The following is a 20,489-nucleotide window of genomic DNA, read 5'->3' on the forward strand; positions in this document are numbered from 1 at the left end:
CGTCATCCCCGCGCAACGGCAAAGCCGTTGTCGCTGGAGGTGCTCGCGAAGCGAGCCTCGAAGGATGCACGGCCCGGATGCAGCAGGGCCGTTACTGTTGCCAAGCCCTCAGTGTCGTCCCGGCGAAGGCCGGGACCCATACGCCGAGTGGAAGTTGTGGCGCAGAGTAGTCATTGCCTGTCTTCGCCAAATTCAATTCGGTGGTTATGGGTCCCGGCGTTCGCCGGGACGACACTGAGGCCATGACATGGACCTGATCGCCAACCACATCACCCATCGCTTCGGCGAACTCGCCGTGCTCGACGACGTCTCGTTCACCGTCGGCGCGGGCGAGGTGGTGGCGATCGTGGGCCCCTCGGGATGCGGCAAGAGCACGTTGCTGTCGATCCTCGGTGGCCTATTGCTGCCGACCTCGGGCGCGCCCGAGCTGCGTGGATCGCCGCCGGCGGACAGTCTCAATCCGCTCACCTTCGTGTTCCAGGATTTCGCGCTGCTGCCCTGGGCCAATGTCGAGGAGAACGTCGAATTCCCGCTGCTGCACACCCAGCTCTCGGCCGTGCAGCGCCGCGCGCTGGTCGACGATGCCTTGCGCCGCACCGGCCTGACCGATTTTCGCAAGACCTATCCAAAGCAGCTTTCCGGCGGCATGCGCCAGCGCGTCGGCATTTCGCGCGCGCTCGCGGTCAGGCCGGCCATTCTCCTGATGGACGAGCCGCTGTCGGCGCTGGATTCGCAGACCCGCGAACTGCTGATGGAGGATTTCGTCCGGCTGCTCGCCGATGGCGGCATGGGCGCGGTCTATGTCACGCATAATCTCGAAGAGGCGGCGCGGCTTGCCGACCGCATCGTGGTGCTGTCGCGGCGTCCTGGCCGCATTCGCGAAGTCGTGAACGTGCCGATGACGCGCACTGAGCGCGGTGACATTGCAGCCCGTGAAAAGCTGCTCGCGCTCCAGAACCAGATCTGGTCGCTGATCCGCAACGAGGCGATCGATGCCGAGCGCGAGGTTCAGCATGCTTGATCGCGCTCCGGCGGGAACATCTGCGAAGGATGAAGCGGTCCGGCGCGTCCTCTTTCGCGGCGCCGGCTTCGTGCCGGCGAGCAGCCGTTTCGGCGGCTGGATCGCACTCGCGCTGGTCATTGCGATCTGGCAGGCGGCCGGCAGCACCGGCCTGGTCAATCCGCTGTTCCTGCCGCCGCCCTCGGCGATCGCGCGGGCGATCTACCAGCTCGCGATCTCGGGCGCGCTGTGGCAGCACCTTTCCGCGTCACTCCTGCGTATCGGTGTCGGCTGGCTGCTCGGCACGGCGGCGGGTGTCGCGGTCGGCTTTGCCATCGGCCTGTCGCGGCTGGCGCGCAGCGTCGGCATCACCTTCATCTCGGCGCTGTTCCCGATTCCGAAGATCGCGCTGCTGCCGCTGTTGATCCTCTGGCTCGGCATCGGTGAAGAGCCGAAGATCGCGACCATTGCGCTCGGGGTGTTCTTCTCGACCGCGATCTCGGTCTATAGCGGCGTCGACGCGGTGCCGCGCAATCTCATCCGCATGGCGCAGAGCTTCAATGTGCCGTTCGCCACCATCGTCCGCAAGGTGGTGTGGCCGGGCGCGCTGCCCGCGATCCTCGCTGGCTTCCGCATCACGTCGTCGGTGGCGCTGCTGCTCGTCGTCAGCGCCGAGATGATCGGCGCGCAATACGGCATCGGCGCGTTCGTGTTGCAGGCCGGCAATTTGATGCAGACGGATCAGCTGCTCGCGGGCGTGGTGATTTTATCGGTGTTCGGGTTGATGGTGGGGCGGGTGATCAACTGGCTGGAGATACGGCTGCTGCACTGGCGGTGAGGCTTACCCCGCCGTCGTCCCGGCGAAGGCCGGGACCCATACCGCGTGATCTATCGAGGGAGCGCGGTGTTCGTACCGAAGAACAACTATAAGAGTCTTCGCCAAACATCTCCCTGTGGTTATGGGTCCCGGCCTTCGCCGGGACGACGGCGGAGAGTGCGGCTAACATTCGCACCTCACGCATTCCCGCGATCCTCCCGGAACAAATCCAGCTTCTGCTGCACGGGTCGATCCGAGAAGCTGAACAGCACCGCATCCATGTCAGCCTCGTGCGTGACCCATTGCCAGCTCGGCACCACGAACAGGTCACGCGGACCCCATTCGAAGGTCGCTTCCCCGATGCGGGTACGGCCGTGGCCTTCGATCGGACAGAACACCGTCGCGTCCGTCGCGCGATAGCGTGCGGTCTTGAAGCCCTTCGGCAGCAACTGGATGAACGTGCCGATGGTCGGCATCGCAAAGTCGCCGGTCTCGGGGTTGCTGAATTTCAGCTTCAGCCCGTGACAGGCGTCCCACTCCTGGCTCGCGCGGGCTTTCTCCAGTGCCTCGCGCGTGTAGGCATAGGGGTAGCTGAAGATCGGCGACGTCTTCGAGCTCCGCTTCACGTCGACCGGTAGCAGATTGTGGCCGTAGCGCGCGAAGCTGTCGCCGGCCGGCCTTGTAATCTTCTGCTGGTCCTCGTTGGAGCTTTCCGCGAAGGAGCAGTCGAAGAACTGCACCAGCGGAATGTCGAGACCGTCGAGCCAGAACATCGGCTGGTCGGTCTCGTTGGAGTGATCGTGCCAGGTCATCGACGGCGTGATGATGAAGTCGCCGGGCTCCATCGCGGTGCGCTCGCCGTCGACCGCGGTGTGGGCGCCCTTGCCTTCGAGCACGAAGCGCAGCGCCGATTGGCTGTGCCGGTGGGCGGGCGCGACGTCGCCGGGCACCACCATCTGCACGCCGGCATAGAGCGACGTGGTGATTTTCGACTGCCCGCGCAGGCCGGGATTTTCCAGCACCAGCACGCGCCGCTCGGCTTCTTTCGCCGTGATCAGCTTGCCGGCTTCGGTCATGTAGTCGCGGATGATGTCGAACTTCCACAGATGCGGCCGGCAGGCGCTCTTCGGCTCCGGCGTGATCAAATCGCTCATGACCGTCCAGAGCGCGGTGAGATTCTCGCCGTCGATCTTCTTGTAGAACGCCTCGCGTTCCGGCGTCTTGGTCACGGCTTCCATGGTGCGGCTCCCGTCGTTTTGCTGATTGACAGTATACTTACGATCTAGGTAGCGTCAACGTGGCGAATGACAGTCCAGGTCGTCATTCCGGGGCGCGAAGGGCGAACCCGGAATCTCGAGATTCCGGGTTCGATGCTAACGCATCGCCCTGGAATGACAGACAAAAGGGAGGGTTCCGATGAAGCTGCACGGTTATTTCCGCTCCAGCGCCGCCTACCGGGTACGGATCGCGCTGAACCTCAAGGGCCTCGGTGCCGAGCACCTGCCGCATCACCTTCGCAAAGGCGAGCAATGCGCGCCCGCCTATCTCGCCATCAATCCGCAGGGCCTGGTGCCCGCGCTGGAGGACGATGCGGGCGCAGTGCTGACCCAATCGGTCGCCATCATCGAATGGCTCGACGAAACCCATCCCAACCCGCCGCTGCTGCCGAAGGATAGTTTGCAGCGTGCCAAGGTGAGGGCATTCGCGCTGGCGATCGCCTGCGACACTCACCCCGTGCAGAATCTGAAGGTGCTGGCGCGGCTACGCGAGCTCGGGCTTGCCGAGGACAAGGTTCAGGACTGGGCGGCCTGGGTCAACCGCGAGGGGCTCGCAGCCTGCGAAATCCTGATCAGGGCCGAGCCGGGCCCGTTCTGCTTCGGTGAAGCACCGACGCTCGCCGATCTCTGCCTGGTGCCGCAACTCGCCAATGCCCGCCGCTTCGGCGTCGACGTCTCCGCCTATCCGCGTCTGCTTAAGGCGGAAGCCGCCGCCAAGGCGTTGCCGGCGTTCGTCAACGCCGCGCCAGAGAACCAGCCCGATGCCGAGTAAGCCGCCTCCGATCACGATCGACGCGGTCTATGCCGCGCCGGGCTATCTGTTCCGGCGCATGCAGCAGATCGCGGTCTCGATCTTCATGGAGGAATGCAAGGCGTTCGACCTTACGCCGGTGCAATACGCGGCGCTGATCGCGATCCATACCCATCCCGGCATCGACGCGACGCGGCTGTCCGCGGTGATCGCCTTCGACCGCTCCACGCTCGGCAGCGTAATCGAGCGGCTTCAGGCCAAGGATTTCGTCGAGCGCAGGCCGGCGCCGGAAGACAAGCGAATCAAGCTGCTCTATTTGACCAAGTCGGGCGCGGCGATCCTGCGTGACATCATACCCGCCGTCGAACGTGCCCAGATGCGGATGCTGGAGCCCCTCAAGCCGGCGGATCGCAAGGCGCTGATGGGGCTCCTGGTGCAGCTCGTCGATCTCAACAACGAGGCGTCGCGGGTGCCGCTCCGGGCGGAGGACGCGCTGGAGCATATGGGGAAGGCGGGGTGAGCGCGAGTTTGTGACGATAGCGGCGCCTCATCCTCGGTGTCGTCCCGGCGAAGGCCGGGACCCATACGCCGAGGCACCTGTGATAGCGCGAGAAGGTCAGTGCCTGTCTTCGCCAAACCAAACTCGGTGGTTATGGGTCCCGGCCTTCGCCGGGACGACAGCGAATATGAAGCTGCCTTGTTGCCCTCACATCCGCAGCAGCGCCTGCCGGTCGATCTTCCCCGTGCCTGTCTTCGGCAGCTCGTCGATGAAGATCACCTCGCGCGGATATTTGTAGGGAAGCAGCTTGCCCTTCACGTAATCCTGCAGCCGGCGGGTCGCTTCGCTTTGATCAGCCGCGCGGCTGTTCATCACCACGACCGCCTTCAGCGTCATGCGCCGGTCCGGCAGCTCGGCGGCGAACACCGCGCATTCGCGGATGTCGGGGTGGTCGGCGAGGCACAGCTCGACCTCGAGCGGATAGACCCACTGGCCTGAGATCTTGATGAGATCGTCGGCGCGGCCACGGAAGAAGTGAAAGCCGTCGGCATCGCGGACGAAGCGGTCGCCGGTATAGATCCAGCCGCCCTCGCGAATGGTTTCGGCGGATTTGTACGGCCGGTTCCAGTATAGCGGCGTGTTGGAATCGCCGCGCACCCACAAGATGCCTTCCTCGTCGTCGGCGACATCGCGGCCGTCCTTGTCGCGCAGCGCGACCTCGTAGCCGGGCACGCGCAGGCCGGCGGCGCCGAGCTTCTTCCGCTCGGGGCGATTGGAGAGATAGATGTGCAGCACCTCGGTCGAGCCGAGGCCTTCGACGATCTCGAGACCGGTGAGCGTCTTCCAGCCGTTGAAGACGTCGGCCGAGAGCACCTCGGCGGCCGAGAGCGCCATGCGCAGCGACGAGAAGTCGGTCCTGTCGGCACCCTCGGCCTTGGTCAGTGATGTATAGAGCGTCGGCAGGCCGAAAAAGACCGTCGGCTTGTACTGCTCGATCGCCGTGAAGATCGCCGCGGGCTTCGGCTGGCCCGGCAACAGCAGCGTCGTCGCGCCTGCCGAGAACGGGAAGGTGATCGCGTTGCCAAAGCCATAGGCGAAGAAGATTTTCGGCACCGAGAAGCAGATGTCGCCGGGCGCCAGCTTCAGCACGTTCCGGGCGAAGGCGAGCTCGCTGTAGGCCATGTCGTGCTGGAGATGCACGATGCCCTTGGGACGGCCGGTCGATCCGGAAGAGTACATCCAGAACGCCATCTCGTTGCGATGCGTATCGGCTTCCGCGAGTTCGGCCGGAAATTGCGGGAGCCAGCCGGCGGCAGAAACGGCGTTCGGTGCGGCGTGATCGCCCACAGCGCCGTTGACGACGACCAGGGTGTGCAGGGCCGTGTCCTTGCAGGCCGCGGCGTTGAAACGTGCACAGAACTCGGCGTCCGCCACCGCAACAGAAGCGCCGGAATCGGCGAGATAGAATTGCAGCAGATCCGGCGGCGTCAGCGTGTTGATCAGCAGCGGCACGAAGCCGGCACGCCCCGCGCCGAAGAACGCGGCCGGATAGGCCGGGGTATCGTCGAGGAACAGCAGCACGCGATCGCCGCGCTTGAGGCCGAGCGAGGCGAAGCCGTTGCCCCAGCGTCCGGCGTCCGCGCAGAGCTCGGCATAGGTGCGCGTGCCCGCGGGGCCAATGAGCGCGAGCTTGTCGCCACGGCCTTTGCCGAGATTGTCGAACAGCACGTGGCTGGCATTGTAGACCTGCGGAACGGAAAAGCCGATCTCGCGCGCGCCCGCGCAGTCGGCGGGCACCTGGTCGTGAATCTGGGCGCTCATGCCTCGTCCCCACCGTTCTTGGCGGCTTCGTAGCGCGCCATGAAGGCCGGCGACATCGCGCGCAGGCGGGAATCGTCGATGCGGCCTGAACGGGTGATGTAGCTGTAGGCAAAGTCCATCAGGCCCTGCTGCATGTGCTGGGCAAAGTGTTCGTACCAGAAAGCGCTCGTCCGCGCGGCGTTGACGAGCTTCTGCACCACCGGTTTTCGTGCGGCCTGGTAGCGATGCAGCGCGGTCGAGAGATGGGCATCCGATTCCAGCGCCTTGACCAGCGCAATGGCGTCCTCGATCGCGAGCCGCGTGCCCGAGCCGATCGAGAAATGCGCCGAGTGCAGCGCGTCGCCGAGCAGCACCATGTTCTTGAACGACCAGTGCTCGTTCCAGACCCAGGGGAAGTTGCGCCAGACCGATTTGTTGGAGACCAGCGAGCGGCCGCCGAGCGTGTCGGCGAACACCTCCTCGCAGACACCCTTGGACTGCTCCACGTCCTTGTAGGCGAAGCCATAGGCCTGCCACGTCGCATGATCGCATTCGACCAGGAACGTGCTCATGGTCGGCGAATAGCGGTAGTGATGGGCGTTGAAGGCGCCGCGGTCGGTCTTCACGAAGGTCTGCGACAGCGTGTCGAAACGCTTTGAGGTGCCGTACCAGACGAACTTGTTGGAGGAGTAAGACAGCGAGGTGCCGAAATCGCCCTCGAAGGCGCGGCGCACCAGCGAGTTCAGCCCGTCGGCGGCGACAATCAGATCGTGGCCGTTGAGCTGATCGATCGCATGAATTGGCGTGTCGAAGCGCGGGGTGACGCCGGCATCGAGCGCGCGCTGCTGCAGGAATCGCAAGAGCTCGAGCCGGCCGATCGAGGAGAAGCCGACGCCGTCGATGGCGACGCTGTCGCCGCTCAGGTTCAGCGTGATGTTCTCCCAGCTCTCCATGTGCGGCGCGATCGCGTCGACCGTCTCGGGGTCGTCGGCACGCAGGAATTCGAGCGCCTGGTCAGAAAACACCACGCCAAAGCCCCAGGTCGCGTCGGCCGGGTTCTGTTCGAACAGGTCGACCTGATCCTCGGGGTGACGCTTCTTCCAGAGATAGGCGAAGTAGAGCCCACCGGGCCCCCCGCCAATCACGGCGATCCGCAACGTCTGCCCTCCCTGATTGACAGTATACTTACTATCTAGGGGTAGACTAATGTGCTCCGGCTTCTTGCGCTAGCGGAATTATCGGCAAAGCGCGCGGCACGCCGAAGCTCGTGCCCGGATGCGCGTTTGGCGCGTGTCCGAAGCAGTGGCGTGCGAAGCATAGCCAAACCGCGCCGGCTTGGCCATCCGCACGTCAGACACAGCGCTTCACCCAGACACCATTTACAAGCACGGTGCAGCAGACCGCCGGATGGCTCGCTTCTCTAGCGTGCAGCGAACGGCGCCAGCACGTCCTTGCAGGCGGGCGACAGCGAAGCGGCATTGTTGGCAACGCATTGGATGATGCGACCGCCGCCTGGCGCCACGCTGCCGCATAGCGTGCGGACATCCTCGCGACATGCGGACTGGACGATGAACAGCTCTTCGCGCGGCCGCAGCGGGCGCAGCACGATCACGGCAGGTGCGGCTGCCGGTGCGGTTGCCGCCGCAGGAGCAGCGCCCGCAGGTGCCGCCGTTGCTGCCGCGCCACCGCCGCCTGCCGCGGCGCTCACGGCCTTCTCGCAGGCCGGCGAAACCTTTGCCCTGTTCTTCTCCAGGCATTCGAGTGCGGGCGCGCCGCCCGGCGGCACGCTGGCACACACCTTGGGATAATCGGCACGGCACGCGCTCTTGACGGCAGCGACCTGCGCGCTGCTCGGCTGTTTCGCTGCAGTGGGGGCTGCAGCGGCCTTGGGCGCGGCTGCGGCGGCCGGCTTTGCGGCGGGAGCGGTTTCAGCCTTCGGCGCGGCAGGCGCGGACTCCGCCTTGGGTGCAGCCGCCTTGGGTGCAGCCTCGGTCTTCGGCGCGGCTTCGGTCTTCGGCGCCGCAGCAGGCTCGACGGCGCGAACCGCGGTTTGGCACCCCGAGGACAGGCCGGACATGTTCTTCTGCAGGCATTGATAGGCTTCCACGCCGCCGGGCGTGACGCTCGCGCAGTGCGCCATGAAGTCCGAGCGGCATGCGGAGCGGATCGCGCTCTTCTGCGCCTCGGTCGGTGCTTGCGCGAATGCGCCTGCTGCAGTTGCGAAGAGAGCCGCCGCCAGCAACGCCCCGCGTGCCGACGCATGTTTCAACGTGTTGAACATCTGAGTGAATTCCTGCCCTGTCGGTAACGCCGAAGTTTTACAAATCTGATGCAAACGCAATCATCGCGAGTGATGCCTCGCGAGCGATATCTTTGGCCGCTTTGGCTGCCACCGCAAGTAGATATGCCCGCGAAATTGCGACGTAACTACGTCGTCAGAGCTTGACCATGCGCTTGCCGCGGTTCTCGCCCGCGAGCAATCCGATCAGCGCCTTCGGCGTGTTCTCGAGGCCGTCAATGATGTCCTCCTGCACCTTCAGCTTGCCGGATGTGACCCAGGCCTGGAGGTCGGCGAGCGCACGCTGGCTTTCCTTCATGTAGTCCATCACGATGAAGCCCTGCATGACGAGCCGCTTCACCACGATCAGGCCGGGCACGCCGCGCGGGCCGTGTGCCGACGGCGCGCCGTCATATTGCGAGATCGCGCCGCAGCAGGCGATGCGGCCGTAATTGTTCATCTGCGGCAGGCAGGCTTCGAGAATGTCGCCGCCGACATTGTCGAAATAGACGTCGATGCCCTTCGGCGCCGCCGCGCGCAACGCCTTGAACACCGCGCCGTCCTTGTAGTCGACGGCGGCATCGAAGCCGAGCTCGGAGGTCAGCCAGCTGCACTTGTCGGCGCCGCCGGCGATGCCGATGACGCGGCATCCTTTGATCTTTGCGATCTGCCCGACGATCGAGCCGACCGAGCCCGCGGCCGCGGAGACCACGACCGTCTCGCCCCCCTTGGGCTTGCCGATCTCCAGCAGGCCGAAATAGGCGGTGAGGCCGGCGATGCCGAAAACGCTGAGCAGATGCGTCATCGGCTCGAGCTTCGGCATCTTGGTGAGATGCTTGGCGGGCACTGCCGCCAACTCCTGCCAGCCAGTGTCGCCGAACACGATGTCGCCCGGCGCAAGCCCCGGCGCCTTTGAGCTGATGACCTCGGCGATGGCGCCGCCGGCCATCACGCTGTTGGCTTCGACTGCTGAACGATAGGTCGCGCCGTGCATCCAGGCGCGGTTGGCGGCGTCGAGCGAGATGTATCGTACGCGCAGCAAGGCCTCGCCGTCCTTCGGCTCAGGCATCGCACCTTCGACCATCTTGAAGTGCTCGGGGCCGAGCTTGCCGCTGGGCTTTTCCACCAGAAGAATCTGACGATTGACGCTGCCGCTCATGATGTTTCCCCTAGGTCGTTTGACGATTATTGATGCAGCTGCCGCAAGAAAAACGTGCAAGCCGCATTCGTTGTGCGCTGCATGAAGCTAGATCGCGGGCGCCAGCTTCGCAACGGGAACATCCGCCCCGGCGACCGCACGCCAAGCGTGTTGCGCAGTCGTCATATCTGCGACATCATGAAGCGGTCGGTGTAGCGGGGGTGTTCAATGTCGAACAGGTTTACGCAATTCATTCTGGTGGCGATGGTGCTCGGCATCATCATGGGCGCGGCGATCTACAATTTCCTGCCCGACACACGGAGCGATTGGGCCTCGTCCATCAACCTGATCGCCGTGATTTTCCTGCGCCTGATCAAGATGATCATCGCGCCGCTGGTGTTTGCGACCCTGGTCGGCGGCATTGCTCATATGGGCTCGGGCTCCAAGCTCGGCCGCATCTTCGCCAAGACCATGGGCTGGTTCGTCAGCGCCTCTTTCGTCTCGCTGATGCTCGGCCTCGTGATGGTCAATCTGCTCCAGCCCGGCGCGAATTTCCCCGGTACGCTGCCTGACAAGGCGCAGTCGACCGGCCTGCCGGTTTCCGCCTTCTCGATCGAAAAATTCCTGACCCATCTGATCCCGACCTCGATCGCGGATGCGATGGCGCAGAACGAGATCCTGCAGATCGTGATCTTCGCCGTGTTCTTCTCGGTGGCGATGGGCTCGATGCCCGAGCGCTCCAAGCCGATCCTGGCGCTGATCGACGACATCGGCCACATCATGCTCAAGGTCACCGGCTATGTGATGCTGTTCGCGCCGTTCGCTGTCTGGGCCGCCATCACCGCGACGGTGGCCAAGAACGGCTTGCTGGTGCTCTGGAAGCTCATCGTCTTCATGGGCGGCTTCTATCTCTCGCTCGCGATCCTGTGGGGCATCCTGGTGGTCGTGGGCTTCATCGTGATCGGGCCGCGCTACGCCCATCTGCTGAAGCTCATCCGCGAGCCGCTGATGATCGCGTTCTCCACCGCGAGCTCCGAAGCGGCCTATCCGAAGACGCTGGAGGGGCTGAACAAGTTCGGCGCCTCGTCGCGGATATCGAGCTTCGTGCTGCCGCTCGGCTATTCCTTCAATCTCGACGGCACGATGATGTACTGCACCTTCGCGAGCGTCTTCATCGCGCAGAGCTACCACATCGACATGCCGCTCGGCACCCAGCTCGCGATGCTGGCGACCCTGATGATCACCTCCAAGGGCGTTGCCGGCGTGCCGCGCGCCTCCCTCGTGGTCATCGCCTCGACGCTGTCGCAGTTCGGCATCCCCGAGGCGGGGCTGTTGATGATCATGGGCATCGATACCTTCCTCGACATGGGCCGCAGCGCCACCAACGTGATCGGCAACACGCTCGCGACCTCGGTGGTGGCCAAGTGGGAAGGCGAGCTCGGGCCCGAGCACGAGCTTGGACCGGGCGATGCCGTGCCGGGGGACATGATCCCCGGCGAAGTGCCCGCGATGGCTGGCCATTGATCGGAGTGCATCATGCGCCTTTCAATGGCGATACCGGGCGGCCTGCTGCTGGCAGCGTGCCTGCTGGCAACGGGTGCCTCCGCCCAGACCGGTGGCAGCGAAGGGCTTAGCCCGACACTGTCAGCGATCAAGACCGCGCACACCGTACGGCTCGGCTATCGCGAGAGCTCGCCGCCGTTCTCCTTCCTCGACCAGGCCAACCGGCCGATCGGCTACAGCCTCGAACTCTGCGAGGCTATCGTCGAGGAGATCGGCGTCGAGGTCGACGATCCCAATCTGAAGATTGCCTACGTCAAGGTCACCTCGGATGACCGCATCGACGCCGTGCTCCAGAACAAGATCGACCTGGAATGCGGCTCGACCACGGCCAATGCCGAGCGCGGCAAGCGCGTTGCCTTCTCGCCGCTGATGTTCGTCGCCGGCACCAAGCTGATGGTGCCGAAGGCGTCCAGCGTCCAGTCACTGACTGATCTGAAGGGTAAGACTATCGTGGTGACGAAGGGCACCACCAACGAGCAGGCGATCCAGGCGGCCGACAAGAAGTCCTCGCTGGGACTGACCATCGTTGTCGGCGCAGATCACGAGCAGTCGTACCAGATGCTCGTCGACGGCAAGGCCGACGCGTTCGCGACCGACGATATCCTGCTGTCCAGCCTGATCGTGCGCCACAAGGCACAGGACAAATTCCGCGTCACCGGCGATTACCTGTCCTACGACCCCTACGGCATCATGTTCCGCAAGGGCGAGCTGCAACTGGCGGCGGTGGTCGATCGCACCTTCCGCAAGCTCGGCTCCAACCACGACCTCGTTCCGCTCTACAACAAATGGTTCACCGCACGGCTTCCGACCGGCGAACGGCTGAACGTGCCGATCTCGCTGCAGCTGGAGGAAGCCTTCAAGGCGATGGACGATTCCGCGAGCGCGAATAACTAGCGCCTATGCGACGAGCGAAAGTTCGCCCTCTCCCCTAGAAGGGGAGAGGGTCTAGCAACGATCAGTGCGCGCTCACGCGCCCGCGGGGACCTGGTCCAGAAATCCCGTGATGCTCCTGATGCGGCCGTCCTTCAGCACGGCGAAATCCGTCCCCTTGATCGGGCTGTCGATGCCATCAGGACCAAGACCCCAACTGAAGCGGACATGGTCGCCGTAGCCGTTGGGCTCGCCGATCAGCTTGAACTTGAAGTCGGGAAAGCGTTGCTGCACGCCTGCAATCAGCGCGTCGACGCCGTCATGGCCGTCACCCTTCATCAGGGGATCGACATAGCTCGCATCCGCTGTCCAGTTCTGGCTCAGCAGTTCGCGACGGCGGCCCGCTGCACGCTCGTTCCAGAGATCGATATAGCGGCGGGCGATGGTGATGGGGTCGGTCATTGTCGTCTCCTTCGATGGCGCCGTGTCGTTCGGCTGACCTGACTATCGAAGGTTCACGCGCGCTGATCGATTACCTCTGAGGTCATCAGCGCGCGTGAATTTTCCGCAGTTACTTCGCCGCCGTGACCATGATTTCGACGGTGTATTGTGCTGCGGCGAGCTTGGCTTCGACGGTGGCGCGTGCCGGCGTGTTGCCGGGCGAGACCCAGGCGTCCCACACCGCGTTCATCTCGCCAAACGTCTTCATGTCGGTAATGTAGATCGTGGCCGAGAGCAGTTTCGACTTGTCGGTGCCGGCCTTGGCGAGATGGCTGTCGATGGTCGCCAGGATGTCCTGGGTCTGCTTCGTCACGCTTTCGCCGGCGGCGTTGTTGGCGACGACACCGGCGAGATAGACGGTGTTGCCGTGCACGACGACCTGGCTCATGCGCGGGCCGGTTTCAAGACGCTGAATGCTCATTGGGGGTCTCCTTTGAATGGCGGCCCTGTCTAGCGCAGCGGCTTGTCCCGTGCCACCCCAGGCACGCATGCGTTGCCAGGCACGCATGCGTCGTCGGCCATGCATGCGTCGCACTTCAAGGAAACTGGCCGAAGAACGTCCAGATCGTCTCGGCGGCGTCGATGTCGCCGTTCTGCGATCCGAGCAAGCTGGCGGCGACCTTCGGGAAGCGGGCATCCGGAGAAAATCCGGGCATGCGGTGACCGCCTTGATTGATGCGATAAAGCACGACGTCGTGCCCCTCAGGGCAGCGCGAGGAGATCCGTGTCACCGTGGACTGGTCTGTGGGCGCCCTGTCGGGCAGATCGGTCATATCGGAATTGTCGGTCTCGCAGCCGTTGAGCTTGCGCCAGAACGCAAGCGTCTCGTCGGTGGACCAGAAACCGTCTGCGGCATAATAGCTCGATCCGCGACCGCCCTCGTAGGGGACCAGCGGATCGGCCGTGCCGTTCATCAGCAGCATCGGCAGCGGCCGCGACGGATGGCACGTGACCGCGGCCTCATCGGTGAGATTCATGCTCACGCTCGCACCGGCAGCGAACAGATCGGCGCGGGCGCAGACCAGTGTCATCGCCATGGCGCCGCCATTGGAGATCCCGGCGACATAGACGCGGCGAGGATCGGCGGTGCCGTTCGCCACCAGCTTCTCGACGAGTTTTGCGATGAAAGCGACGTCGTCGGTGCCCGCGGGCGGGCCACGGAGCGCCGGTCCCGCCTTGGTCCTCGCATCGGCCCATGCGTGGTTGAGGCCATCAGGAAAGACCACGGCGAACCCTTCGCGCTTTGCGACCTGAGGCCACGCCGTCCGAGTCATCATGTCGGCGCCGCGCTGGGTCTTGCCATGCAGCACGACCACGAGTGGCACGAGCCGCTTCGCCGGCAATTGCACAGCGTAGGACCGCTTCACGCCGTCGATGTCGATCGTATCGGCGGACGCAGCCGGGGCGGCGGCCAATGCCGCAACAAACGCCGCGATGCGCATCCGCCCCCGCATGGTCTAGCCCACGGCCTGCGCCGCGGCGCGGCCCGCATTGCGGCCCGAGAACAGGCAGCCGCCGAGGAACGTGCCTTCCAGCGAGCGATAGCCGTGCACGCCACCGCCGCCGAAGCCGGCGGCTTCGCCCACTGCATAGAGGCCGGGGATGACGCTGCCCTCATCGCCGAACACACGCGAAGAGAGGTCGGTCTCGAAACCGCCCAGCGTCTTGCGGGTGAGGATGTTGAGCTTGACCGCGATCAGCGGCCCTTGCGCGGGATCGAGGATGCGGTGAGGGGAGGCGGTGCGGATCAGCCTGTCGCCGATATAGCGCCGCGCATTGTGGATGTTCATCACCTGCGCATCCTTGACGTAAGGATTGGCGATTTCACGGTCGCGCGCCTCGATCTGCATCTTGATATGCTCGAGCTTGAGGAGGTCGCTACCGGCCAGCTTGTTCATGGCCGCAACGAGATCCTCGATCTTGTCGCGCACGATGAAGTCGACACCATGGCTTTTGAACGCTTCCACTGGCGCCGGCGCGCCCTTGTTGGTGGCGCGCTTGATCGTCATGCGCCAGCTTTTGCCGGTGAGATCGGGATTCTGCTCCGAGCCCGACAGCGCGAACTCCTTCTTGATGATGCTCTGGGTCAGGATGAACCAGGAATATTCGTACCCGGTGGACATGATGTATTGGAGCTGGCCGAGGGTGTCGGAGCCGGGAAACAACGGCGCCGGCAAGCGCGTGCCGGTGGCGTCGAACCACATCGAGGAGGGGCCGGGCAGGATGCGGATGCCGTGGCGCGGCCAGATCGGTGACCAGTTCTGGATGCCTTCGACATAATGCCACATGCGGTCGCGGTTGATCAGCCGCGCGCCCGATGTCTCGGTGATGCCGATCATGCGGCCGTCGACATGCTCGGGCACGCCGGAGATCATGAATTTCGGCGGCGCGCCGAGCCGCTTCGGCCAGTTCTGCCGCACCAACTCGTGATTGCCGCCAATGCCGCCCGAGGCGACGATCACGGCTTGCGCCTTCAACGCAAACTCGCCGACGACGTTGCGCGATGAGCTCTTGCCGCGCTCGACATTGTCGGGGGCGAGAATGGCGCCGCCGACGCCATCCACCGTGCCGTTGGTGATCGAGAGCGCATCGACGCGATGGCGGAACCGAAAGGTCAGCCGACCGCTTTTGACGGCCTCGCGCGCGCGGCGCTCGAACGGCTCGACGATGCCGGGCCCGGTGCCCCAGGTGACATGAAAGCGCGGCACTGAATTGCCGTGGCCCATCGCGTCATAGCCGCCGCGCTCGGCCCATCCGACCACGGGAAAGATGCGATGGCCCATCGCGCGCAGCCAGGCACGCTTCTCGCCGGCCGCGAACGCCACATAGGCCTCGGCCCATTGCCGCGGCCAGAAATCCTCGTCACGGTCGAAGCCGGCGGTGCCGAGCCAGTCCTGCATCGCAAGGTCGAAGGAGTCCTTGATGCCGAGCCGGCGCTGCTCCGGCGAATCGACCAGGAACAAACCGCCGAACGACCAGAACGCCTGGCCGCCGAGCGACTGCTCGCCCTCCTGGTCGACCACGATCACGCGCTTGCCGGCATCCGCAATCTCGGTTGCGGCCACGAGGCCCGACAGTCCGGCGCCGACAACGATGACGTCAGTCTCTTCAGTCATTCGTTCGGCCATGTGTTTTCCCCTGCATGTGTTTCCCCCTCCACAGGTTCCCCCCTGTAGTTGCCCGGATTGAAGCCGGCGGTTGCAACTGAGATCAAGAGTGTGGCGCGTAAGACATCGTTAACTTGTTCCACTTCGGGAAAAAGAGCGCCCGAGTGCAGCGCCGGCGCAACACTGGATTTGAATTTGTTTTGAACGAGCCGGCATGCCTAGACAAAACCGCGGTTACGACAGACCCTAGCAGGGCATCACCACCTGACACACAGATTCGAATTCGACTGGGGCGGGGGCCAATGAAGTTTCTGACGGGGTTGCTTGCGGCGGTTCTCCTGATCGCGAGCATGGGCGCTTCTCAGGCAGTGGTTCGGATCGCGGATGACCGCGGCGGCCGGATCGGAACCTACGTCGACAAATACCAGGACCTGCGACAGTCGGGCGATACGGTCATCATCGACGGTCTCTGCGCCTCTGCCTGCACCATCGTCCTCGGCGCCATCCCGCCTGACCGCATTTGCGTGACCTCACACGCGACACTGGGTTTCCACGCAGCGTGGGATTTCGGCAGCAACGGCCGCGCCGTCACCAATACCGAAGCGACCCAGATGCTCTATGCGATGTATCCCTCGCAGGTGAAGCGCTGGATCAATCAGCGCGGCGGCCTCACCCCGCATATGCTCTTTCTGAAGGGCAGGCAGCTCCAGGCCATGTACAAGCCCTGCTACCTCGACGCGCAGGCCTCGGCCAACAAGCCGTCGCCAAGATAGACCGCGGCAGGCGCTCGCTTCGTCTAACCTGAATTTTCGTGATGGCCGGGCCTGTCCCGGCCATCCACGTTTTTGGGCCGGCGAGAAGTGCCTGGATGCCCGGGATAAGCCCGGGCATGACGGAGATCCTCCCCACCATACGACCGCCCGCCCACCGCGCTTGCCCGGCCCCGCCCCAGCGCCTATTTGAACGGCAGGGAACCCTTCACCCGATCGTTGTCATGGCTCAACCACTGCACCCCGCCCATCCCGTATCGGACAATTCGCCCACTGCCGGCCGGATGCCGGTCGTGCTGCTGTTGGCGGGGGCTGGCGTCGGCGGCCTGGTCGTGCTCGGCGCCCTCGCGCTCTGGTTCCACTACGGCAGCCAGGTGTTCTTCGAAATGATCAGGACCGGTTTCGCCGCCTGCTTCTGACCCGCGACAGGAAGTTTTTCGCCCATGAGCTCCGCCGCCCGTCCGCTGGTGATCGCGACCGCCTTCGCCGCAAGCCTCGTCCTCGGCCTCCTGATCGTATTCTGGGCCATGGGCGGGGTCGGCAAGGTGGTGCAGCCGGCCGCGATCGGCGGCCCGTTCCAGCTGACCGACCAGAACGGCAAGGCCGTCACCGACAAGAACCTCAAGGGCAAGCCGACCCTGATCTTCTTCGGCTACACCCATTGCCCCGACGTCTGCCCGACCTCGTTGTTCGAGATCTCGGAAGTGCTGCGCGCGATGGGCAGGGACGCCGACAAGGTCAATGCCGTCTTCATCTCGGTCGATCCCGAGCGCGATACGCCAGCGGCGATGAAGGATTATCTGTCGAGCTTCGACCCGCACCTCGAAGGCCTCAGCGGCGATCCTGCCGAGACCGCCAAGGTGATCACCTCCTACCGGGTCTATGCCAAGAAGGTCCCGACCAAGGACGGCGACTACACCATGGACCACACCGCGCTGATCTATCTGATGGACCGCGACGGCCGCTTCGTCTCGCCGTTCAACCTGAAGCGCACGCCGGAAGAGGCCGCGGTGGAGTTGAAGCGGTATCTGTAGGCTCCCCTATTAGCTGCAATCCGCGCTCGCGTTCCCGGCCGGATGGGCTATAAGGCCCTCCGATCCCAACGAAATTCGTTCATTTTCAGCCGATGGCTCCATCGCAACAGGCGAAATCGTCCAAATCCGCCCGTGGCTTGCTGACCGGGCTGGTCGCCGGCGTCTGCCTGCTCGCTGCTGCGCCATGCGCGCAGGCGCAGGCCCCGGCCAAGCAGCCCCCAGCGGCGCCGCAAGCCTCACCTCAGGTCGCGCCCCAGGCGGCGCCGCAGGCCGTGCCGGGCTTCTGGGACCCGCGGCGGCGGCCGGAGCGGCCGGATTTGTCGCGCCTGACCGTGATCCGTTTCCTGACCGAGACCGACTATCCGCCGTTCAACTATACCGGCGCCGACGGCAATCCCGCCGGCTTCAACGTCGACTTCGCCCGCGCTCTCTGCGAGGAGATCAAGGTCACCTGCACGGTGCAAATGCGCCGCTTCGAGACGCTGGTGGATGCACTCGCCTCCAACCGCGGCGACGCCATCATCGCCTCGATGGCGGTGAGCCCGCAGCTCCGCGCCCGGGTCGACTTCACCGATCCCTATTATCGCGTGCCGGCGCGCTTCGCTTCGCGCAAGGACGCAGTGATGCCGGAGATCAGGCCCGAATATCTCGAAGGCAAGAAGGTCGGCGTCATCGCCGGCTCCGCGCATGAAGCCTATCTCAAGGCGATGTTCACGGACGCCGAACTGCACTCCTATCCCAACGACGATGCCGTGCGCGCCGCCTTGCGCAAGGGCGAGGTCGATTTCATCTTCGGCGATGCCATCGCGCTCGCGTTCTGGATCAACGGCACCGATTCCGGCGATTGCTGCGCCTTCTCCGGCGGTCCCTTCGTCGAGAGCCGTTTCTTCGGCGAAGGCATCGGCATCGCCGTGCGCAAGGGCAACGACGTGCTGCGTCAGGCCCTGAACTGGGCGATGTTTCGCGTCTGGGAAAAGGGCCGCTACACGGATTTGTGGCTGCGGTATTTCTCGGTGAGCCCGTTTTAGCTTCGCTGGCTCCTCGTCGTCATTGCGAGGAGCGCAGCGACGAAGCAATCCAGGCTGTTTCTGCGGAAAGATTCTGGATTGCTTCGCGGAGCCTGTCATCGGGCCGCGCTTTGCGCGGACCCGGTGGCTCGCAATGACGGTGGGTGCGGTTGCCCGCCCCGCAAAATTGCATTCTGCCCGGAAATCGCTATTTTCCGCGGCCCGGAGGCCCCTTAGATGTCCGTTATCGATCTTGCCGCGAACCCGAGCGATCTGCGTGCGCTCGCCGAACAATCCAACGCCTGGCCGTTCGAGCAGGCGAAGGCCATTGTCGCGCGGCTGAAGAAAAGCCCGAAGGACGAGGTGCTGTTCGAGACCGGCTACGGGCCATCAGGCCTGCCGCATATCGGCACCTTCGGCGAGGTGGCGCGCACCTCGATGGTGCGGCACGCTTTTCATGTGCTGACCGAGAACAAGATCAAGACGCGCCTGCTCGCGTTCTCCGACGACATGGACGGGTTTCGGAAAGTGCCCGACAACGTGCCGAACAAGGAGATGCTGGCCGCGCATCTCGGCAAGCCGCTGACGCGCGTGCCGGATCCGTTCTCCAACGAGTACCCGTCGTTCGGGCACCACAACAATGCGCGGCTGCGCGCCTTCCTCGATCATTTCGGCTTCGACTACGAATTCGCGAGCTCGACCGACTATTATACGTCCGGCCGTTTCGACGCGACGCTGCTCAAGATGTTAGCTGCCTACGACAAGGTGATGGCGATCATCCTGCCCACGCTCGGACCCGACCGCCGCGCGACCTATTCGCCGTTTCTGCCGATCAGCAAGACCACGGGTGTCGTGCTCCAGGTGCCGATGATCCGCCGCGACGTTGCAGCCGGCACGGTGACCTATCTCGATCCCGATACCAACCAGGAAGTCGAGACGCCCGTCACCGGCGGCAACGTCAAGTGCCAATGGAAGGCCGACTGGGCGATGCGCTGGGTCGCGCTCGGCGTCGATTACGAGATGGCCGGCAAGGATCTGATCGACTCGGTCAAACTCTCCGGCGCGATCGCGAGGGCGCTCGGCGCCACGCCGCCGGAAGGTTTCAACTACGAGCTCTTCCTCGACGACAAGGGCCAGAAGATCTCGAAGTCGAAGGGCAACGGCCTCACCATCGACGAATGGCTGCGTTACGCCTCGCCGGAATCGCTGTCGCTGTTCATGTATCGCGAGCCGAAGGCGGCCAAGCGGCTGTATTTCGACGTCATCCCGCGCAACGTCGACGACTACCAGCAGTTCATCGACGGTTTTGCCAAGCAGGACGCCAAGCAGCAGCTCGGCAATCCGGTCTGGCACGTCCATAGCGGCCATCCGCCGAAGTTCGACATGCCCGTCACGTTCCAGCTCTTGCTGACGCTGGTGTCGTCGTCGAATGCGGAGAATGCCGAGACGCTGTGGGGTTTCATTGGCCGCTATCGGCCCGGCGTGAGCCCGCAGACGCATCCCAAGCTCGACGCAATGGTCGGCTATGCCATCAATTATTATCGCGACTTCGTCGCGCCGACGAAGACCTTCCGCGAACCGACCGAGACCGAGCGCGCGGCGCTGCAGGATTTGCGGGATGCATTATCGCAGCTTCCGCAGGACGCTTCGGCCGAGGACATCCAGAACGTCGTCTACGAGATCGGCCGCCGCGAGCCGTTCCTCGATCAGGTCAAGAAGGGCAAGGACGGCCGTCCCGGCGTGACACTCGACTGGTTCAACATGCTCTACCAGGTGCTGCTCGGCCAGGAAAAGGGCCCGCGCTTCGGCTCCTTCGTCGCGGTGTATGGCGTGCAGAATGCGGTGAACATGATCGACGGCGCGCTGGCCCGGAGTGCGTAGCGGTGTTGTAGGAACGGGATGTTTCTACCACGTCGTCCCGGCGAAGGCCGGGACCCATACCGCGTGATCTGTCGGGTAGCGACGGTCGTCGTACCGAAGCGCAACTTCGATCCTCCGCCCAACTTCTCCCTGTGGTTATGGGTCCCGGCCTTCGCCGGGACGACAATTTGGTTGGGTTCGGACCTTCAGCCCCCGC

The 20,489-nt window shown here is 64.4% G+C and carries 20 protein-coding genes; 11 read left to right on the top strand and 9 right to left on the bottom strand.

The window, feature by feature from the left end; translation table 11 throughout:
• Positions 1 to 247 precede the first annotated feature (247 nt).
• Together ABIC03_RS30315 and ABIC03_RS30320 are read left to right on the top strand one after the other, a co-directional pair.
• On the top strand, positions 248 to 1,021 hold the full coding sequence (locus ABIC03_RS30315; RefSeq protein WP_354063513.1) for an ABC transporter ATP-binding protein: 774 nt from the start codon (positions 248 to 250) through the stop codon (positions 1,019 to 1,021).
• Complete coding sequence (locus ABIC03_RS30320) at positions 1,014 to 1,838, top strand: ABC transporter permease (protein WP_354063515.1); 825 nt, start codon at positions 1,014 to 1,016, stop codon at positions 1,836 to 1,838. The genes ABIC03_RS30315 and ABIC03_RS30320 overlap by 8 nt, the downstream gene beginning before the upstream one ends.
• A gap of 176 nt (positions 1,839 to 2,014) precedes the next feature.
• Here the strand turns inward: ABIC03_RS30320 and gtdA are convergent, their stop codons facing one another.
• A complete protein-coding gene (gene gtdA, locus ABIC03_RS30325) occupies positions 2,015 to 3,055 on the bottom strand; it encodes a gentisate 1,2-dioxygenase (RefSeq protein ID WP_354063517.1) in 1,041 nt (346 codons plus the stop codon).
• A gap of 178 nt (positions 3,056 to 3,233) precedes the next feature.
• Here gtdA and maiA point away from each other — a divergent pair, with 178 nt between their 5' ends.
• Positions 3,234 to 3,866 (top strand): maleylacetoacetate isomerase, encoded by a 633-nt coding sequence (maiA, locus tag ABIC03_RS30330; RefSeq protein WP_354063519.1) that lies wholly within the window; start codon positions 3,234 to 3,236, stop codon positions 3,864 to 3,866.
• The gene (locus tag ABIC03_RS30335) at positions 3,856 to 4,365 is read left to right on the top strand and encodes a MarR family winged helix-turn-helix transcriptional regulator (RefSeq protein ID WP_354063521.1); all 510 of its coding nucleotides are present in this window, start codon (positions 3,856 to 3,858) and stop codon (positions 4,363 to 4,365) included. The genes maiA and ABIC03_RS30335 overlap by 11 nt, the downstream gene beginning before the upstream one ends.
• A 186-nt stretch (positions 4,366 to 4,551) precedes the next feature.
• On the opposite strand, the gene ABIC03_RS30340 is transcribed toward ABIC03_RS30335, so the two are convergent.
• From ABIC03_RS30340 to ABIC03_RS30355, 4 genes are all read right to left on the bottom strand, one after another.
• Complete coding sequence (locus ABIC03_RS30340) at positions 4,552 to 6,165, bottom strand: benzoate-CoA ligase family protein (protein ID WP_354063523.1); 1,614 nt, start codon at positions 6,163 to 6,165, stop codon at positions 4,552 to 4,554.
• Positions 6,162 to 7,301: an FAD-dependent monooxygenase gene (locus ABIC03_RS30345; RefSeq protein ID WP_219684556.1), complete on the bottom strand. Its 1,140-nt coding sequence runs from the start codon at positions 7,299 to 7,301 to the stop codon at positions 6,162 to 6,164. Before ABIC03_RS30345 ends, ABIC03_RS30340 begins: the two co-directional genes overlap by 4 nt.
• A 263-nt stretch (positions 7,302 to 7,564) precedes the next feature.
• Positions 7,565 to 8,425 carry a cysteine rich repeat-containing protein gene (locus tag ABIC03_RS30350; RefSeq protein WP_354063525.1) on the bottom strand — a complete coding sequence of 287 codons (861 nt, stop codon included), beginning with the start codon at positions 8,423 to 8,425 and terminating at the stop codon, positions 7,565 to 7,567.
• A gap of 154 nt (positions 8,426 to 8,579) precedes the next feature.
• Positions 8,580 to 9,581 (bottom strand): NADP-dependent oxidoreductase, encoded by a 1,002-nt coding sequence (locus ABIC03_RS30355; protein WP_354063527.1) that lies wholly within the window; start codon positions 9,579 to 9,581, stop codon positions 8,580 to 8,582.
• Positions 9,582 to 9,788: 207 nt separating this feature from the next.
• Here ABIC03_RS30355 and ABIC03_RS30360 point away from each other — a divergent pair, with 207 nt between their 5' ends.
• The gene (locus ABIC03_RS30360) at positions 9,789 to 11,084 is read left to right on the top strand and encodes a dicarboxylate/amino acid:cation symporter (protein WP_354063529.1); all 1,296 of its coding nucleotides are present in this window, start codon (positions 9,789 to 9,791) and stop codon (positions 11,082 to 11,084) included.
• 12 nt (positions 11,085 to 11,096) lie between these two features.
• The gene (locus tag ABIC03_RS30365; RefSeq protein WP_354063531.1) at positions 11,097 to 12,017 is read left to right on the top strand and encodes an amino acid ABC transporter substrate-binding protein; all 921 of its coding nucleotides are present in this window, start codon (positions 11,097 to 11,099) and stop codon (positions 12,015 to 12,017) included.
• A gap of 72 nt (positions 12,018 to 12,089) precedes the next feature.
• On the opposite strand, the gene ABIC03_RS30370 is transcribed toward ABIC03_RS30365, so the two are convergent.
• The 4 genes from ABIC03_RS30370 to ABIC03_RS30385 all read right to left on the bottom strand — a co-directional run bounded on the left by ABIC03_RS30370 (position 12,090) and on the right by ABIC03_RS30385 (position 15,610).
• Positions 12,090 to 12,455 carry a nuclear transport factor 2 family protein gene (locus tag ABIC03_RS30370; RefSeq protein WP_027569996.1) on the bottom strand — a complete coding sequence of 122 codons (366 nt, stop codon included), beginning with the start codon at positions 12,453 to 12,455 and terminating at the stop codon, positions 12,090 to 12,092.
• A 109-nt stretch (positions 12,456 to 12,564) separates the two neighbouring features.
• Positions 12,565 to 12,915 carry a RidA family protein gene (locus ABIC03_RS30375; protein WP_007599359.1) on the bottom strand — a complete coding sequence of 117 codons (351 nt, stop codon included), beginning with the start codon at positions 12,913 to 12,915 and terminating at the stop codon, positions 12,565 to 12,567.
• Between the two features lie 115 nt (positions 12,916 to 13,030).
• Positions 13,031 to 13,948, bottom strand: a complete 918-nt coding sequence (locus ABIC03_RS30380; RefSeq protein ID WP_354063534.1) for an extracellular catalytic domain type 1 short-chain-length polyhydroxyalkanoate depolymerase — start codon at positions 13,946 to 13,948, stop codon at positions 13,031 to 13,033.
• A 3-nt stretch (positions 13,949 to 13,951) separates the two neighbouring features.
• Positions 13,952 to 15,610 (bottom strand): FAD-binding dehydrogenase, encoded by a 1,659-nt coding sequence (locus ABIC03_RS30385; RefSeq protein WP_354063702.1) that lies wholly within the window; start codon positions 15,608 to 15,610, stop codon positions 13,952 to 13,954.
• A 293-nt stretch (positions 15,611 to 15,903) separates the two neighbouring features.
• Between ABIC03_RS30385 and ABIC03_RS30390 the strand changes: the two genes are divergently transcribed.
• The 5 genes from ABIC03_RS30390 to ABIC03_RS30410 all read left to right on the top strand — a co-directional run bounded on the left by ABIC03_RS30390 (position 15,904) and on the right by ABIC03_RS30410 (position 20,293).
• Positions 15,904 to 16,374, top strand: a complete 471-nt coding sequence (locus ABIC03_RS30390; protein WP_027515230.1) for a Clp protease/crotonase-like domain-containing protein — start codon at positions 15,904 to 15,906, stop codon at positions 16,372 to 16,374.
• 221 nt (positions 16,375 to 16,595) lie between these two features.
• A complete protein-coding gene (locus ABIC03_RS30395; protein ID WP_354063537.1) occupies positions 16,596 to 16,790 on the top strand; it encodes a hypothetical protein in 195 nt (64 codons plus the stop codon).
• A 24-nt stretch (positions 16,791 to 16,814) separates the two neighbouring features.
• A complete protein-coding gene (locus ABIC03_RS30400) occupies positions 16,815 to 17,405 on the top strand; it encodes an SCO family protein (protein ID WP_354063539.1) in 591 nt (196 codons plus the stop codon).
• Between the two features lie 92 nt (positions 17,406 to 17,497).
• The gene (locus ABIC03_RS30405; protein ID WP_354063541.1) at positions 17,498 to 18,433 is read left to right on the top strand and encodes a transporter substrate-binding domain-containing protein; all 936 of its coding nucleotides are present in this window, start codon (positions 17,498 to 17,500) and stop codon (positions 18,431 to 18,433) included.
• 216 nt (positions 18,434 to 18,649) lie between these two features.
• Entirely contained in the window at positions 18,650 to 20,293 is a 1,644-nt protein-coding gene (locus ABIC03_RS30410) for a lysine--tRNA ligase (RefSeq protein ID WP_027570003.1), read from the top strand.
• Positions 20,294 to 20,489 lie beyond the last annotated feature (196 nt).

Source organism: Bradyrhizobium sp. RT6a (genome assembly GCF_040547675.1).
Lineage (GTDB): Bacteria > Pseudomonadota > Alphaproteobacteria > Rhizobiales > Xanthobacteraceae > Bradyrhizobium.

Bases quoted from the DNA above. Each gene is read 5' to 3' on its own strand.
- ABIC03_RS30375 (WP_007599359.1), bottom strand. From the start codon at position 12,915: ATGAGCATTCAGCGTCTTGAAACCGGCCCGCGCATGAGCCAGGTCGTC.
- ABIC03_RS30395 (WP_354063537.1), top strand. From the start codon at position 16,596: ATGGCTCAACCACTGCACCCCGCCCATCCCGTATCGGACAATTCGCCC.
- ABIC03_RS30390 (WP_027515230.1), top strand. From the start codon at position 15,904: ATGAAGTTTCTGACGGGGTTGCTTGCGGCGGTTCTCCTGATCGCGAGC.
- ABIC03_RS30400 (WP_354063539.1), top strand. From the start codon at position 16,815: ATGAGCTCCGCCGCCCGTCCGCTGGTGATCGCGACCGCCTTCGCCGCA.
- ABIC03_RS30355 (WP_354063527.1), bottom strand. From the start codon at position 9,581: ATGAGCGGCAGCGTCAATCGTCAGATTCTTCTGGTGGAAAAGCCCAGC.
- ABIC03_RS30320 (WP_354063515.1), top strand. From the start codon at position 1,014: ATGCTTGATCGCGCTCCGGCGGGAACATCTGCGAAGGATGAAGCGGTC.
- gtdA (WP_354063517.1), bottom strand. From the start codon at position 3,055: ATGGAAGCCGTGACCAAGACGCCGGAACGCGAGGCGTTCTACAAGAAG.
- ABIC03_RS30410 (WP_027570003.1), top strand. From the start codon at position 18,650: ATGTCCGTTATCGATCTTGCCGCGAACCCGAGCGATCTGCGTGCGCTC.
- ABIC03_RS30370 (WP_027569996.1), bottom strand. From the start codon at position 12,455: ATGACCGACCCCATCACCATCGCCCGCCGCTATATCGATCTCTGGAAC.
- ABIC03_RS30335 (WP_354063521.1), top strand. From the start codon at position 3,856: ATGCCGAGTAAGCCGCCTCCGATCACGATCGACGCGGTCTATGCCGCG.
- ABIC03_RS30385 (WP_354063702.1), bottom strand. From the start codon at position 15,610: ATGACTGAAGAGACTGACGTCATCGTTGTCGGCGCCGGACTGTCGGGC.
- maiA (WP_354063519.1), top strand. From the start codon at position 3,234: ATGAAGCTGCACGGTTATTTCCGCTCCAGCGCCGCCTACCGGGTACGG.
- ABIC03_RS30360 (WP_354063529.1), top strand. From the start codon at position 9,789: ATGTCGAACAGGTTTACGCAATTCATTCTGGTGGCGATGGTGCTCGGC.
- ABIC03_RS30340 (WP_354063523.1), bottom strand. From the start codon at position 6,165: ATGAGCGCCCAGATTCACGACCAGGTGCCCGCCGACTGCGCGGGCGCG.
- ABIC03_RS30405 (WP_354063541.1), top strand. From the start codon at position 17,498: ATGGCTCCATCGCAACAGGCGAAATCGTCCAAATCCGCCCGTGGCTTG.
- ABIC03_RS30365 (WP_354063531.1), top strand. From the start codon at position 11,097: ATGCGCCTTTCAATGGCGATACCGGGCGGCCTGCTGCTGGCAGCGTGC.
- ABIC03_RS30315 (WP_354063513.1), top strand. From the start codon at position 248: ATGGACCTGATCGCCAACCACATCACCCATCGCTTCGGCGAACTCGCC.
- ABIC03_RS30380 (WP_354063534.1), bottom strand. From the start codon at position 13,948: ATGCGGGGGCGGATGCGCATCGCGGCGTTTGTTGCGGCATTGGCCGCC.
- ABIC03_RS30350 (WP_354063525.1), bottom strand. From the start codon at position 8,425: ATGTTCAACACGTTGAAACATGCGTCGGCACGCGGGGCGTTGCTGGCG.